The organism is Spirillospora sp. NPDC048911 (assembly GCF_043198015.1).
Classification (GTDB): Bacteria; Actinomycetota; Actinomycetes; order Streptosporangiales; family Streptosporangiaceae; genus Spirillospora.
Genome location: NZ_JBICUD010000008.1, coordinates 134,990 through 148,589, shown reverse-complemented (window position 1 = coordinate 148,589; position 13,600 = coordinate 134,990). Strand labels below are relative to the sequence as shown.

Annotated in this window: 16 protein-coding genes and 1 pseudogene; 8 read left to right on the top strand and 9 right to left on the bottom strand. The window is 69.7% G+C overall.

Going from position 1 to position 13,600, the window contains the following annotated elements:
• Positions 1–29 precede the first annotated feature (29 nt).
• From ACGFNU_RS33045 to ACGFNU_RS33035, 3 genes are all read left to right on the top strand, one after another.
• Complete coding sequence (locus ACGFNU_RS33045) at positions 30–395, top strand: alpha/beta hydrolase fold domain-containing protein (protein ID WP_392600031.1); 366 nt, start codon at positions 30–32, stop codon at positions 393–395.
• On the top strand, positions 392–1,912 hold the full coding sequence (locus tag ACGFNU_RS33040; RefSeq protein ID WP_392600030.1) for an MFS transporter: 1,521 nt from the start codon (positions 392–394) through the stop codon (positions 1,910–1,912). The genes ACGFNU_RS33045 and ACGFNU_RS33040 overlap by 4 nt, the downstream gene beginning before the upstream one ends.
• A 156-nt stretch (positions 1,913–2,068) precedes the next feature.
• Entirely contained in the window at positions 2,069–2,674 is a 606-nt protein-coding gene (locus tag ACGFNU_RS33035; protein ID WP_392600028.1) for a cadmium resistance transporter, read from the top strand.
• On the opposite strand, the gene ACGFNU_RS33030 is transcribed toward ACGFNU_RS33035, so the two are convergent.
• From ACGFNU_RS33030 to ACGFNU_RS33015, 4 genes are all read right to left on the bottom strand, one after another.
• The gene (locus tag ACGFNU_RS33030) at positions 2,671–3,726 is read right to left on the bottom strand and encodes a serine hydrolase domain-containing protein (RefSeq protein ID WP_392600026.1); all 1,056 of its coding nucleotides are present in this window, start codon (positions 3,724–3,726) and stop codon (positions 2,671–2,673) included. The two genes, ACGFNU_RS33035 and ACGFNU_RS33030, sit on opposite strands and share 4 nt — an antisense overlap.
• 106 nt (positions 3,727–3,832) lie before the next feature.
• Positions 3,833–5,293, bottom strand: a complete 1,461-nt coding sequence (locus ACGFNU_RS33025; protein WP_392600025.1) for an MFS transporter — start codon at positions 5,291–5,293, stop codon at positions 3,833–3,835.
• A gap of 79 nt (positions 5,294–5,372) precedes the next feature.
• Positions 5,373–5,750, bottom strand: coding sequence for an ArsR/SmtB family transcription factor (locus ACGFNU_RS33020; protein WP_392600023.1), 378 nt, complete (start codon positions 5,748–5,750; stop codon positions 5,373–5,375).
• The gene (locus ACGFNU_RS33015) at positions 5,747–6,196 is read right to left on the bottom strand and encodes an SRPBCC domain-containing protein (protein WP_392600021.1); all 450 of its coding nucleotides are present in this window, start codon (positions 6,194–6,196) and stop codon (positions 5,747–5,749) included. Before ACGFNU_RS33015 ends, ACGFNU_RS33020 begins: the two co-directional genes overlap by 4 nt.
• A gap of 108 nt (positions 6,197–6,304) precedes the next feature.
• On the opposite strand from ACGFNU_RS33015, the gene ACGFNU_RS33010 reads away from it, so the two are divergent.
• The 3 genes and pseudogenes from ACGFNU_RS33010 to ACGFNU_RS33000 all read left to right on the top strand — a co-directional run.
• Positions 6,305–6,586, top strand: coding sequence for a hypothetical protein (locus tag ACGFNU_RS33010; RefSeq protein ID WP_392600019.1), 282 nt, complete (start codon positions 6,305–6,307; stop codon positions 6,584–6,586).
• Complete coding sequence (locus ACGFNU_RS33005) at positions 6,583–6,987, top strand: hypothetical protein (protein WP_392600017.1); 405 nt, start codon at positions 6,583–6,585, stop codon at positions 6,985–6,987. The genes ACGFNU_RS33010 and ACGFNU_RS33005 overlap by 4 nt, the downstream gene beginning before the upstream one ends.
• A 535-nt stretch (positions 6,988–7,522) precedes the next feature.
• A pseudogene (locus ACGFNU_RS33000) lies at positions 7,523–7,777 on the top strand (GNAT family N-acetyltransferase); the annotation flags it as partial.
• A 24-nt stretch (positions 7,778–7,801) separates the two neighbouring features.
• Here the strand turns inward: ACGFNU_RS33000 and ACGFNU_RS32995 are convergent.
• On the bottom strand, positions 7,802–9,217 hold the full coding sequence (locus ACGFNU_RS32995; protein WP_392600016.1) for an MFS transporter: 1,416 nt from the start codon (positions 9,215–9,217) through the stop codon (positions 7,802–7,804).
• A 1-nt stretch (position 9,218) separates the two neighbouring features.
• Positions 9,219–9,602: a nuclear transport factor 2 family protein gene (locus ACGFNU_RS32990; protein WP_392600015.1), complete on the bottom strand. Its 384-nt coding sequence runs from the start codon at positions 9,600–9,602 to the stop codon at positions 9,219–9,221.
• A gap of 72 nt (positions 9,603–9,674) precedes the next feature.
• Here ACGFNU_RS32990 and ACGFNU_RS32985 point away from each other — a divergent pair, with 72 nt between their 5' ends.
• Both ACGFNU_RS32985 and ACGFNU_RS32980 read left to right on the top strand, forming a co-directional pair.
• Positions 9,675–10,298: a TetR/AcrR family transcriptional regulator gene (locus tag ACGFNU_RS32985; RefSeq protein WP_392600013.1), complete on the top strand. Its 624-nt coding sequence runs from the start codon at positions 9,675–9,677 to the stop codon at positions 10,296–10,298.
• 37 nt (positions 10,299–10,335) lie between these two features.
• Entirely contained in the window at positions 10,336–10,914 is a 579-nt protein-coding gene (locus tag ACGFNU_RS32980; RefSeq protein ID WP_392600681.1) for a superoxide dismutase, read from the top strand.
• Positions 10,915–11,032: 118 nt separating this feature from the next.
• On the opposite strand, the gene ACGFNU_RS32975 is transcribed toward ACGFNU_RS32980, so the two are convergent.
• From ACGFNU_RS32975 to ACGFNU_RS32965, 3 genes are all read right to left on the bottom strand, one after another.
• Positions 11,033–11,686, bottom strand: coding sequence for a hypothetical protein (locus ACGFNU_RS32975; RefSeq protein WP_392600011.1), 654 nt, complete (start codon positions 11,684–11,686; stop codon positions 11,033–11,035).
• A 530-nt stretch (positions 11,687–12,216) separates the two neighbouring features.
• On the bottom strand, positions 12,217–13,065 hold the full coding sequence (locus ACGFNU_RS32970) for an LLM class F420-dependent oxidoreductase (protein WP_392600009.1): 849 nt from the start codon (positions 13,063–13,065) through the stop codon (positions 12,217–12,219).
• A gap of 258 nt (positions 13,066–13,323) precedes the next feature.
• Positions 13,324–13,575, bottom strand: coding sequence for a hypothetical protein (locus tag ACGFNU_RS32965; RefSeq protein ID WP_392600007.1), 252 nt, complete (start codon positions 13,573–13,575; stop codon positions 13,324–13,326).
• Between the last annotated feature and the right edge of the window lie 25 nt (positions 13,576–13,600).

Sequence of the window (13,600 nt, the reverse complement as noted above, 5' to 3'; positions counted from 1 at the left end):
CGGGGTGCCGCGCTGCGACGGTTTCCGGCATGACCACCTCGGCGGACCTTCATCTTCGGGGCGCATCGGGTCCGGTGCGCGTCCGTGCCCGCTGGCCCATGCCAGGCGTGCTGCTGTTCTTCTCTGTCGGCGAGCCGTGTTCTGGCGCGTCGCGTCGTGACGCGCTGGTGCTGGACGTGTGCCTGGACCCGCCGCACGAGTCGGCGGTCCGCGACGCCGTGTCCGTCCTCGGCTGGACGGCCGACCACGCGGCCGAACTCGGCGCCGACCCCGGCCGCCTCGCCGTCGCCGGACGGGGCGCCGGGGCCGCGGTCGCGGCGGCCGTCGTGCGGCTGGCCCGCGACGAGGGCTGGCCGGAGGTGGTGCTCGACACCAACGAAAGGACCTCGACATGACCACTACCGCCCGGGCCGGGCGACGCGCATGGATCGGGCTGGCGGTGCTGGCCCTCCCGACGCTCCTGGTCTCGCTCGACACGTTCGTGATGGTGATGGCCCTGCCGCACCTCAGCACCGAGCTGGGCGCGAGCAGCACCCAGCAGCTCTGGATCATGGACGTCTACGGCTTCATGGTCGGGGGCTTCCTGATCACGATGGGGACCCTCGGCGACCGGATCGGCCGTCGCCGGCTGCTGCTCATCGGTGCCGCCGCGTTCGGCGCCGCGTCGGTGCTGGCCGCGTTCTCCACCAGTCCCGGGATGCTGATCGCCGCTCGTGCCCTGCTCGGCATCGCCGGGGCCTCGCTGACCCCGTCCACGCTGGCGATGATCATGAACCTGTTCCACGATCCACGGCAGCGGGCGAGCGCCGTCGGGCTCTGGGCCGGGTGCTTCACCGTCGGCGCCATCATCGGCCCGCTGGTCGGCGGCATGATGCTCGCCCACTTCTGGTGGGGATCGGTGTTCCTGCTGGGCGTCCCCGCGATGGTGCTCCTGCTGGTGGTCGGGCCGGTGCTGCTGCCCGAGCACCGCGACACCTCGGCGGGACGCATCGACCTGCCCAGCGTCGCGCTGTCGCTCGGCGCGATCCTGCCGTTCACCTACGGGCTCAAGGAGACCGCCCGGGACGGCTGGCGCCCGCTGCCCCTCACCGTCCTCGCCGCGGGCGTGGTGGTCGGCGTGCTGTTCGCCCGCCGCCAGCGGCGCCTCGACGACCCGCTGCTCGACCTGTCGCTGTTCCGGACGCCCGCGTTCTCCGCCGTCCTGATCGCGCTGATGGCCAACGCGATGTCGTCCGGCGGCACCATGAACCTCATCGCCCAGCACTTCCAGCTGGTCGACGGGATGTCACCGTTCGACGCGGGCCTGGCCATGGTGCCCGGCATGATCACCGCGATGGTCAGCTTCCAGGTGGCGCCCCTGCTCGGCCGCCGGATCCCGCCCGTCCCGCTGATCCCCGCCGGACTGGCCCTCACGGTGACCGGCATGCTGATCCTCGCGCAGCCGGCCGGGACGACCGGGCTGGTGATCGGGTTCGCGGTGTCCTGCCTGGGCGCCGGACCGCTGGTCAGCATCGGGACGAACGTGGTGGTCGGCGCCGTCCCGCCCGCGAAGGCCGGGTCGGCCGCCGGGATCGCGCAGACCGGCAACGAACTCGGGTACGCGCTGGGCATCGCGGTTCTCGGCAGCCTTGGCACGGCCGTCTACCGGCACACCGCGGACCTGTCCGGCCCCGCCCACGACAGCCTGGCGGGCGCAGCCGGGGTGGGCGCGTCCGTCATGGAGGCCGCGCGGGACGCCTTCGACACCGAACTGCAGGTCGTCTCACTGGCGGCCGCCGCCGTGATGCTGGCCGTCGCCGTCCTGGTAGCCGCCACCCTCCGCCACCTGCCCGCCGTGGGCCGCCAGGAGCCCACCTCCAAGACGCCCGAGCCGTCCGGGCCGTCCGAGGTCAAGATCCCTGTCGCCGGCTGACACATCGCCTGCGTTCCGTCCTTCCTCGTAGGGAGGGCGGAACGCAGGCATTGGTTCTTCGAAATTCTTCGATCAACGGCCCGTTCCGGCGTCGGGTCGCCGCTTGGCCGACGCCGCTGCGTCCGGGACGCCGCTGGATCGGTAGCTTTGCCGGTCATGGACGGGCTTGTGGGGACGATCGGCACCGCGGCGGCGATGTTCGCGGGCACCAATATCGACGACATCATCGTGCTGACCGTGCTGTTCCTGTCCGCCCGCGTCGGCGGCGTCCCCAGGGCTTGGCAGATCTGGGCGGGGCAATACGCCGGGATCGCCGCGCTGGTGGCCGTGGCGGGCATCGCGGCCCTCGGGCTGACGGTCGTTCCCGATGACTACGTCGGGCTGCTCGGCCTCATCCCGTTCGCGCTCGGCGTCCGCAGCCTGGTCACCGCCATCCGTGCCCGCAACGCAGGACAGGAAGCCTCGCCAGTGGTGGCCACCGGACTGCTCTCGGTGGCCGGGGTGACGATCGCCAACGGCGCCGACAACATCTCGGTCTACACCCCGGTCTTTCGCACGATCGGCCCCGGCCCGGCCCTGGTCACCGTCGCCGTCTTCGCCATCGGCGTCGCCGTCTGGTGCGCGGCGGCCTCCTGGCTGGGCTCGCACAAGAAGGTCATCGAGTTCGTCGAACGCTACGGCCAGTGGGCCGTCCCCGCGGTCTTCATGGCGATCGGCGCGCTCATCGTCCTCGAATCAGGCGTCCTGGGCTCGGGCCACTAGGCGGTGATCGCGTCGTAGGCGGCCAGGACGATGTTGAGGCCTCGCATGTAGCCGTCCTCCCAGAGGATCTGGTTCATCACGTACGACACGCTCATCCGGTGGTCGAAGTCGGTGAGCACCAGCGAGCCGCCCCATCCGCCCCACGAGCACGTGTGGTTCTCGAGCCGGTAGCCCATGCCCCAGCGGACGGGCATGCCGAGAATGCGGTCTTCACCCCGGAACTGCTCCTCGAAGACACGCTCGCAACCCGCTTCGGACAACAGCCTTACGCCGCCGACCGCACCTCCGCATCCCAGTACCGACTGCACGGCGCCGACGGAACGGGCGTTGCCGAACCCGCCGACGGAAGGTATTCCCGCGCGTCGCCAAGCCGAGGTGTTGGCGTCGGAGACGCCGAGCAGGAATCCCTCCGGCTTGTCGCCCTGCGGCGCGGGGATGAGGGGCGCGACGCGATGGTCGTGCTCGGCGGGCAGCCCGATGTGGAAGTCGGCGCCCAACGGCCCGGCCACCTCGTCGGCGAAGAACGTGCCGAGGCTCCGTCCTGTGACGCGGCGGACGACCTCGCCTACCAGGAAGCCGAATGTGACCGAGTGATAGCCGCCCTCGACGCCCGGCTCCCACGCCGGGGCCTGCGCGGCCAGCAGTGCCGTGACGGCCTCCCGGTCGAAAAGGTCGGCGGCCGTGATCGGCTCGTCCCAGTTCGGCAGGCCCGCGGTGTGCCCGAGCAGGTGCCGGACCCGCACGTCCTTCGCCGCGAATTCAGGCCAGTAGCGCGCGACCGGCGCGTCCAGATCGAGCTCGCCGCGATCGGCGAGGATCAGCGCGCACAGCGTCTCCATGGTCTTGGTGGTGGACCAGACGCTGGTGATGGTGTCGCGTTCCCACGGGGCGCTGGCCTCCGCGTCGACGTACCCGCCCCAGATGTCGACCACCGGCTCGCCGTCCACGTACACCGCGGCTGAGGCGCCCACGTCCTCGGCGTCCAGCGAGTCCGCCAGCGCCTGAGCCACCTTGCCGAAACGGTCATCACACGTGCCCTGGATGTCGGCCATGGGGCGGAACGTATCTCCGACCGGAACGGCCGAGCCACTCATTTTCCGTTCACCTCGAGCGCCCGCCCTGACGAGCAGGGCGGGCGCCAAGGGGCGCCAGGGGGCGTCAGGGTGCGGTCAGTTGCTCGTCAGATTTCTTGGACGGCGAGACGGGCGTCACGGTCACGGGCTGCTCGCCGCGTGAATGTAGGCCGAGCCAGATGAGGAGCGCGCTGGCGAGTGTCACGGCAACGTTGACCGTCAGCGCCAGGTGCAGGCCGGTCAGTTCGCCGCTCTGCGTGGCGGCGACGGCGCTCAGGATCGGAATGCCGATGGTGATGGCCACCTGCTGGGTCATCGATGTCAAGCCCGTGGCCAGGCCCTGCTCCTCGTCCGGCAGCCCGGACGTCCCGGTCACGGTGTACGCCACGATCGCGGTGACGTGCCCGAAGAACCCGACGAACAGCGCGGGGATCAAGATCGCCAGGGCGATCAGGCCGTCGCCGAGGAAGACCAGGGGGAGGGTGGCCAGGCCCTGCACGGTCAGGCCCGCGACCAGGACGGTCCGGCCGCCGAAGCGTCCGATGAAGCGTCCGGCGATGACGCCTGCGACGACCGACGCCAGGCCCGGGACGCCGAAGACCAGACCGGTGGCCAGCGGCGAGAGTCCCAGCGTCCGCTGCAGGTAGAGCGTGGTCAGGAAGATCATGGCGGGCTCCATGGTGAAGATCACGAGCCCGGCGTAGTTGCCCCACTTCACGGTGGGACGCTTGAGGATGCGCACCGGGGCCAGGGGCGCCGGCGAGCGCAACTCGATCACCCAGAACGCGGCCAGCAGCACCACGCCCGCGACGGCCGCGACGGCGTTCTTCTCGGTGATCGCGTAGGTGGCGGCCAGCAGGCCGCCGGTGACGGTCACCGCCCCGGGCAGGTCCAGCCTGATCCGGTCGGGCATCCTGCTCTCGCTGATCAGAGCGGGCGTGAGCAGCAGGATGGCGACGGCGACGGGGACGTTGATGAAGAACGCGGCGCGCCAGCTCAGCGATCCGACGAGCGCGCCGCCGATCAAAGCGCCGACGGTGAAGCCGCCCGAGAGCAGCGCACCGTTGAGGCCCAAGGCACGTTCGCGCAAGGCGCCTTCGGCGAATGTGGTGGTCAGGAGCGACAACCCGGCAGGAATGGTCATCGCGGTAGCAAGTCCCTGAAGGGCGCGGGCGGTCAAAAGCATTTCGGGATTGGACGCCAGGCCGCCGAGCAGCGAGGCTCCCGTCAGCACCACCATTCCGGACATGAACAACCGCCGGCGCCCGAACAGGTCGGCCATCCGGCCGAAGACCAAGGTGAAGCCGGCTGCGGGAAGCGCGTAGGCGGAGGCGATCCAGGCGAGTCGGGCGTCTTCCAGGCCGACGCCCGCACCGACTTCGGGCAGCGCCACGTTCAGGATGGAAAAGTCGACCGACAACATGAAACCGGCGCCGAGCAGGACGAAGAGAATCAAACGCTGTCGACGGTCAAGGCGTGGGGGAGAGGTCGTTTCGATAGCCACGAGACGTTCCCTTCTACAAGTGTCAAACAAATGGCGGACCACGGACCACGGACCACGGACCGCTCCGGCTCCGGTCAAGGGCAGGCTGAAGCCGACCCCCGACCGGAGAGATGCCGGAGCGTCAGGACGATTCCGCTTCCGCTTCCGATTCCGCGTCGGATTCGCGTTCCGCTGCCTCGGCGAGCCGTTTGATCCTGGCCAGGCGGCGGTCCCAGTCGTTCGCGAGCGCGGCCATCCACCGTGCCGTCGCGTTCAGCGCCGCGGGCCGGACGGTGTACCGCACCTCGCGTCCGGCGCGCTGCCCGCTGACCAGCCCGGCGGCGTCCAGGACGGCGAGGTGCTTGACGACGGCCTGCCGCGAGACGGGGAGGCGTTCGGCGAGCGTCGTCGCCGACGCCTCGCCCTGCGCGGAGAGCACATCGAGCAGCCGACGCCGCGTCGGGTCGGCCAGTGCGGCGAGGATGCCGTCGACCTCGCCGGCGCCGTTCTCGTCGGTCACACCGCCGACTCCGCGCGCTTCTTGAGGCCGTCGAACACCTCGGCCCAGCCGCTGGTGTTGTCCTTGACCGCGCGGGTGCGCAGGTCGTCGGAGGCGGCCAGCGTCGCGAACCCGCTCTCGACGACGCGAAGGCGCGTCTTGTCGCCCTCGGTGCTGAGCGTGAACTCCACGAGCGTGCTGTTGCCCTCGCCGAGCTCGCGTCCTTCTTCGCGGACGGCGTGGGCCCAGCGGTACGCGAGGTACGTCGGCGGCTGGACCTTCTCCACCCGTACCGGGAAAGCGCCGTACTCAGGGTGGGTCGCCACCAGCGTCTCTCCCTCCTTGGCCTGGCCCTCGCCGAGGCTCGCCTCCTCGGAGACCCAGAATCCGGGGACGGCCACCAGCGACCACACCCGCTCCAGGGAGGCCTCGATCAGGGTCTCACGTTCGATGCGGTCCACGTTCATGAGCGACTCCTTCGTTGGTTGGTGCAACCCCAGAGTTGCACATCGAATCTCCAAGTGCAACCCGTCGGTTGCACCTAAAGTGATTGACCGCCGAAGTAGGATGAAAGTATGACCGCCAAGGACAGGATCACGATCACGATCGACCATGACCTGGTGGAGGCGGCCGAGGCCGCTGTTTCCGCAGGTACGGCCCGGTCGGTGTCGGACTACATCAACTCGGCCGTCCGGGAACGCGCGTCCCGCCACGCCCGGTCCCGCCTGTGGCTGGACCAGCAGCTCGCCGCCGTCCGCAGCAATGGCCCGGACGCCTACGCCGCCGCCCGCCAGCGGGCCGCGGCCGCCCTCGGCATCTCCCTGTCCGACGACGGCACCGCCGGGAGCCCTGCGTGAGAGTGCTGGACCACAGCACGCTCGCGCAGGTCGCGGCCGGCGCCGACGTCGGGTTCCACCTGCTGGACCTGGTCGAGCGCTACAACCTGCCGGTGCTGATCCCGGCCGCGGCGCTCGAGCAGGTCGCCCGCGACGCCTTCGCCGACCCCGACGCCGTGACCCTGCTGGGCCGCATCGACGCGACGCTGGGGTTCAGCCAGGTGACCGTGGACGCGATGGACGAGCATCGGGCCCTTCAGGTCGCCGAGGCGGGCTCCCGTATCGGGCAGTCGCCGGGCCTCGTCTCCTACGCCCACGCCGCGGTCTGCGCGCGCGAGCACGACTGCGTGGTGATCACCGCCGACGGTGCCGTCTGGAAGGACCTGGCTCCCGACGTGGTGACGGTCGAACTGACCGACTGACAGAACGTCCGGCTCCGGGATCAGCCACCCTCGGAGGCCGTGCCGGTGAGGTCACGGACGAGGTAGACGAAGGCCAGGACGCGGGGAGTGTCCCCGGTGACCGGCCAGAGGATCCCGTACTCGATGGGCGGTGCGTCCCGGAAGGGGACAAAGGCGACGCCGGGAAATGCAGCTCCTCGGCCAGCGCCAAGAAGATCTCGATGTCTCTGAGTTCCACGGTCCCTCCTGACCGTGAACCTAGCGGTCATCGGTCCGTTGACATAACGGGCATCGATGACCGTCCGGGTAACGCTGCGGTGCCGGAGTCGTCGTTGTTCGCGCAGGTCCCCGCCCCCAAGCTGGTCTCGGCGCGTTGTGACCGGGCCGACCGGACGCCGCGTGGCCGACGCGCCGTCGGAGGGGTGGGAGCAAGCGGGTGTTGATCTCGGGAACGGGCAGTGCAGGTCCGACATACCGGCCAGTGCGGGTCGAACCGGCAGGGGAAGACGCGGACGGGCGACAGATCGGGGCCTGGCATGCGGTGGTCGCCGCGTCCATGGCCCATGACCTGTCCGCGGTGGCACCGCCGACTCTGGGCCGGTTCCACGCGTGCCTGACCACCGGTACCACGGTCGTCTGGACGGCCACCCGCGCCGACCAGGTCGTGGGACTCGCCGTCCTGCGCCTGCCCACCGCCGGCACCACCGGGCGCGCGCAGGTGCATCTCCATCCTGCTCATCGGCGCCGCGGCATCGGTAACCGGCTGGTGAACGCACTGTCCGCCGAGGCGCGCGGCCGCGGCCTGCAGGGTCTCATCGTGGCGGCACCGCGCGGGTCAGGGTTGAGGGCTGCGCGGGCCGGTGATGAGGAAGACCGCGAGTGCGGCCACGCACAGGAACCCTGCCGCGCCCAGACCGGCCACGTTGAAACCATGAACTGCGGCCTCGCCGCCCCCATGGTGGTGGCGAGCCGCGGCCGTAGCGGCGATCGTGCTGAGCAGCGCGGTGCCCAGGGACGCACCGACCTGCTGTGACGTCATGACCATCGCTCCCGCCACGGCCCTGTCGGCGCCCGCGCTGAGGGTCGCGGTGCTGTTCGCGGTGACGAGCACCCAGCCTGTGCCGAGCCCCACCAGCAGGAACACCGGCAGGACGTGCAGCCAGTATCCGCTGTCGGCCCGCAGGAGACCGAGGAGCGCGAGCCCCGCCGCGATCGTCAGGAGCCCGGGGCAGAGCAGCGACCGGACGGGGGCGCGTGCCAGCAGCGGGCTCACCGTGCGCACTCCGGCCATGAGGCCGACGGTGAGCGGCAGAAAGCTCAGCCCCGCCTTGATCGGCGAATACCCGAGCACGTTCTGCATGTAGAACGTGAGGAAGAACAGCGCGGCGAACATGCCTGTCGCCAGGCTGAACACTGCCACGTACGATCCGCCGCGGCTGCGGTCCAGGACGACTCGCAGCGGAAGCAGCGGTCCCTTGACGCGGATCTGGACCCACACGAACGTGACCAGCGCCCCAACTCCGGCGGCCAGTGGGCCGAAGGTACTTGGCGCGTCCCAACCGTCGGGCTCGGCGCGGGCGAAACCGAAGACCAGGGCCATGAGACCTGCGCTGGCCAACATGGCTCCGGCGATGTCAATGCGCACCCCGTCCATGCGAGGTGCCGGACGCACGGCATACAAGACCCCTGCCGCCGCCAAGGCCGCGATGGGCACGTTCACGTACATGCACCAGCGCCAGTCGAAGTAGTCGGTGAGCACTCCGCCCAGCAGGACGCCGAGACCTGAGGAGCTGCCCATCGCGGTGCCGTAGATGCCGAACGCCTTGCCGCGTTCGGCGGGCGAGGGGAAGGCGGCGGCGAGGGTCGCCAGCACGGCCGGCGTGAGCAGCGCGCCGAACACCCCCTGCAAGGCCCGGCCGGTGAGGAGCATCGCCGGTCCGGTGGCGGCGCCGCCCAGCGCCGAGGCCGCCGCGAAGCCGATCAGCCCGGCGAGCAGGACGCGCCTGCGGCCGATCAGGTCCGACAGCCGTCCGCCGAGCAGCAGCAGGCCGCCGTAACCCAGCGCGAACAGCGTGATCACCCACTGGCGGGACGAGTCGGACAGGTGGAGCGAGCGCTGGACGGAGGGCAGCGCGATGTTCATGATCGTCAGATCGATGCCGATCATCAGCTGGGCCGTCGCGACCGTGGCCAGGGCCCACCAGCGCCGGGGGTCGGCGATCTGCCGCGTGGGGTTCGTCGTGATCGTCACGTCAGAACATGCCGTTCTCGTTCGCGGCGGTCTCCGGGACGGGCTGCATGACGTCCCAGTGCTCGACGATCTTCCCGTCCCCGTCGAGCCGGAAGATGTCGACGATCGCGGTGCCGAGCTGCCCGGGCACCCGGACGCCGTGCACATGCGCGATGACGAAGTCGCCGTCGGCGAAGACGTTCTTGACCTCGGCGCGCAACGCGGGGAAGTCGTCCCTCAGCTGGCCGAGGAAGGCCTCGAAGCCCTCGATCCCGTCCGCGATCCGCGGGTTGTGCTGCACGTACCGGTCACCGAGGAGCTTGGAAGCTGCGGCGAAGTCCTTCTGGTTCAGGCCGGCCTCGTAGAAGGCGAGGACGGTCTGCTTGTTGCGCTCTCGCGTCGACATGGGAGTCTCCCTAACTGAACACCTGTAGCGCTACGACTGTAGGGCAACGCATGTTGCAATACAATGCGGATCATGGATGCGACTTCTCCGCCCGCGCCGACGCGGGGCCGCAACCCGCGCGGCAAGGGAGAACGGCTGCGCAGCGACATCGTCGGCACCACCCTGCGGATGCTCGACGAGCTGAGGGACGACGAGGCGCTGTCCCTGCGAGCCGTCGCGCGCGAGGTGGGCATAGCGGCGACCTCGGTCTACATCCACTTCGCCGATCGGGACGCCCTTGTCTTCGCCGCCTTGGAGCAATGCACCCGCGACCTCATCCGCGACCTCGACCAGGCCGAGTCGGCCGCCGACGACCCGGTGGGGCGGCTGAGGGCGCGCCTGCTGTTCCTCGGCGCCTGGGTGCGCGACCATCCGGGCCTGTACAAGGTGCTGCACGAGAGCACGCTCAACCAGCGGAAACATCTGGCGTTCAAAGAAGGGCTGGCCACAGGCACCACCGCCGCCGTCCAACGGTGCATGGACGCGGGACTCGCGCCCGCCGACGACGCCGCCACCGTCGCGTTCGATCTGCGCGCCGCCGTCCACGGCGCCGTGTCGATCCGGGTGAACGAGCCGAACCGGGAGCTGCCTCCCCTGAACGACCAGATCGACCGGTTCCTCACCAAACTCGTCAGCGTGCGGAGCACGCCCCGCTAAGAATCAGCGGACGAGCGCCCGGACAGGTCTTGAGGAACTGCCGGTCAGAGCGACCGCCCTGGAGCCCGCCATCACCGGCGAGATTCTGGAGCTGCACCATTCCAAGCATCACGCCGCGTACGTCAAGGGCGCCAACGACACGTTGGAGAAGCTGGCGGAGGCCCGCGACAAGGACCAGCTGGGTGGTCTGGTCGGGCTGGAGAAGACGCTGGCGTTCAACCTGTCGGGTCACGTCCTGCACACCATCTTCTGGGACAACCTGTCGCCGGACGGCGGTGACCGTCCCGATGGTGAGCTGGGCTCGGCGATCGATGAGCATTTCGGGTCGTTCGAGGCGTTCAAGAAGCAGCTGACCAGCGCGATCGCGACCGTGCAGGGGTCGGGTTGGGGTGTGCTGGGCTGGGAGCCGCTCGGCCAGAGGCTGATCGTGCAGCAGGTGTACGACCACCACGGCAATGTCGGCATGGGCTCGGTGCCGCTGCTGGTGTTCGACGCCTGGGAGCACGCCTACTACCTGCAGTACCGCAACGTGCGCCCGGACTACGTCCAGAAGCTGTGGGACCTGGTCAACTGGAACGACGTCGCCGCCCGCCTGACGGCCGCCAAGGGCGCCTGAGGCACGCCGTCGGCGGCCGATGACCGCGGCGCCCACCGAACCCGGATCATGCTCAGAACACGGTCCCTCGGGGTTCGGCGGGCGCCGCTCAGCATTCTCCATCACCCTCGGCCGCCGGTCAGCCCTTCGGCCGGAACCTGATCTCCATCGCGGTGGGTCCACCGCACCAGGCCCCCTCGCCGGTTCCCTGCGCGACGCTTGCCCGGCGCTGGAAGACCGCGTATCCGCCGTTGAATTTCATCGTCTTGTTGACGTTGATCGTCTGCTTCAGGGACTTGCCGCCCGCGACCATCATGATGTTGCCGACGTCGTTCACCGGAATGTGCTTGCCGTTGTCCTGCCAGAGATTCTGCGCCCCCAGGTACACGTTCTTCGAACGAATGGGAGCCGTGTACCTCGTGACGATTTTGACGATGTGGGCGCTCGTCCGCGTCACGTTCTTGACCGTGAAGGTCGCGGTCATCGTCCACGCGTCGCCGCGGATACAGGATGTCTGGCTTCCCCCGGTGGACACCGACATTCCGTCGCTCATATGAGAGTGCGTCTTCTTGCCCTGGAGGAGATTGAGGTAGGAGACGGGACGTTCGGCCTTGCTCGCCCCACTCTGCTCCGTGGTCGTGGAGTAACCGTTCCCGGCACCCGCACTGCCTGCCAGACCAGCCACGGAACCTTGACCGGAGACGGGCGCGGCCGTCGTGTCGCCCCCATCGGCGACCGCCCACAGACCTCCGCCCGTGGCCACCATTCCCATTGCGCCCGCCGCGACGAGCATCGCCATCTTCTTCATGTGCGACCTTCCTCTTTTCGAGGTCGGCCGACTCGTTTTTCGCCGATCACGACCTCGTTTTTCCAGATGGCAGGACGGTACTGAGCGCGGCAAAATACTCACTAGGGCCCTAAGGCCCTAGGGCCGACCTCAACGCCAGGGCCCCCGTCTCCAGCCGCCGCCGAAAATATGGACCCAGCCCGCAATGAAGTCCTCCCATCGAACGCGGCGGCGTGCACCAGGAAAATAAGCTGCGGCGAAACGCGGCATTCGCCGAGCTTTAGCCCCTGCCGTCGTCAGTTCACCGGCGCGACCTGAGCAGCCACCCGATCCGCTTCTTGATGTCCGAGGCGGGGGCCAGCGTGTCCGCGTGAGCGATCACCACGATGCGCGACGCCCGCGTGACCGGCCTTGACGGCCGCGGGCTGATGTCCCTTGAACAGGCTCGCGCGCTGCTGGCCCGAACGCGGACGTTCCCGGCCGGAAGCACGCATCTCTGGAATCGCGTCGCATCGCCTTCGCTGCCTGAATGAGCTTCAGCGGCGGATGAGCGTGGCCCATTCATCGAGTGTGGACAGCGCTTCATCGGCGGACCCGTACTGCAGGGTGAACAAGCTGCGGTCGGCGCCCGCCTCGGCGTACGCGTCGAGCCGGCCGGGCTCGGGCATCGGGCCGCCCTCCGGGATCGCGCCGAACAGCGTGATCGGCACCGGTCCCCGCCCGGCGTCGGCGGCGCGGGCGCGCAACGCGGTGGCTCGCCGGGCGAGCTCGCCGACGTCCATCATGTCGACCTGGGGCAGCCATGCGTCGCCGAAGTCCAGCACCCGGTCCTCGGTGTTCGGCCCGTTCCCGCCGACCAGCACGGGCGGGTGCGGTTTCTGTGCGGGTTTCGGCCAGGACCAGATCGGGTCGAAGTCCACGAACTCGCCGTGGTATTCGGCCTCGTCGGCGGTCCAGATCTCGCGCATGGCGCGGACCCGGTCGGCGAGCAGGGCCATCCGGGTGCGCGGATCGGTGCCGTGGTTGGCCATCTCCATGCGGTTCCACCCGGCGCCGACACCGAACTGGAAGCGCCCGCCGCACACCTGGTCGAGGCTGGCCACCTCCTTCGCCGTGATGATCGGGTCCCGCTGGGCGACGAGGCAGACCGCGGTGCCCAGGGTCAAGGTGGTGGTCACCGCGGCGATCGCGGCCAGCGCGACGAACGGGTCGACAGTGTCGGCGTAGCCCCGGGTCGAGCCGCCCGAAGGGCGCCGGCTGCGCACCGGAATATGCGTGTGCTCGGTCCAGAAGAGCGACTCGAAGCCACGTTCCTCAACGGCCCGGCCAAGCTCGGGCGGCGTCAGGCCGACACAATTCGAATAAACGGCGACACCGATTTTCATCAGATCATGGTCGCCCGGCGCAGCTGGGTCGGTCAAACGAATATCACCATGCGACGCTCCGGTCGCACACGTCCAGACCGCCGCTCTCGGCGTCATTCGCTCCGGAAGTGACCCGCACCAGCGAAGAATTGGCTGCCAATGCGAGGCTCAGGATGGAGCGAAGGACGCGCCGGACCTGGCCGCGGCCGCTCACGGAACGGAGTGGCGGCGTGCCGGGATCACAGCGTGGCACATCTCCGTGATCAGCCCGGGTGGCTGTCAGTCGACGAACTCGTCGACCGTCTCTTCGAAGGCCTCATCGGTGTCGCCGAGGAGATCGCCGGTGCCGACGAGGAGGGGCGGTGTGTGGTCGTCGTGGGTGCCCGCGCTGGGTGGTGTGTGGTCGTCGTGAGTGCCGGCGCTGGGCGGTGCGGGTTTGTCGTGGGGGCCGGCACTGGCCGCCGCGGCGGCGGGGAGGCCGGCTCCGTTGAGCGCGGCCGTCAGGGTGAGCAGGGACAGGAGACGCTTCATTCGGTCCTCCACGGAATGGCTGCCG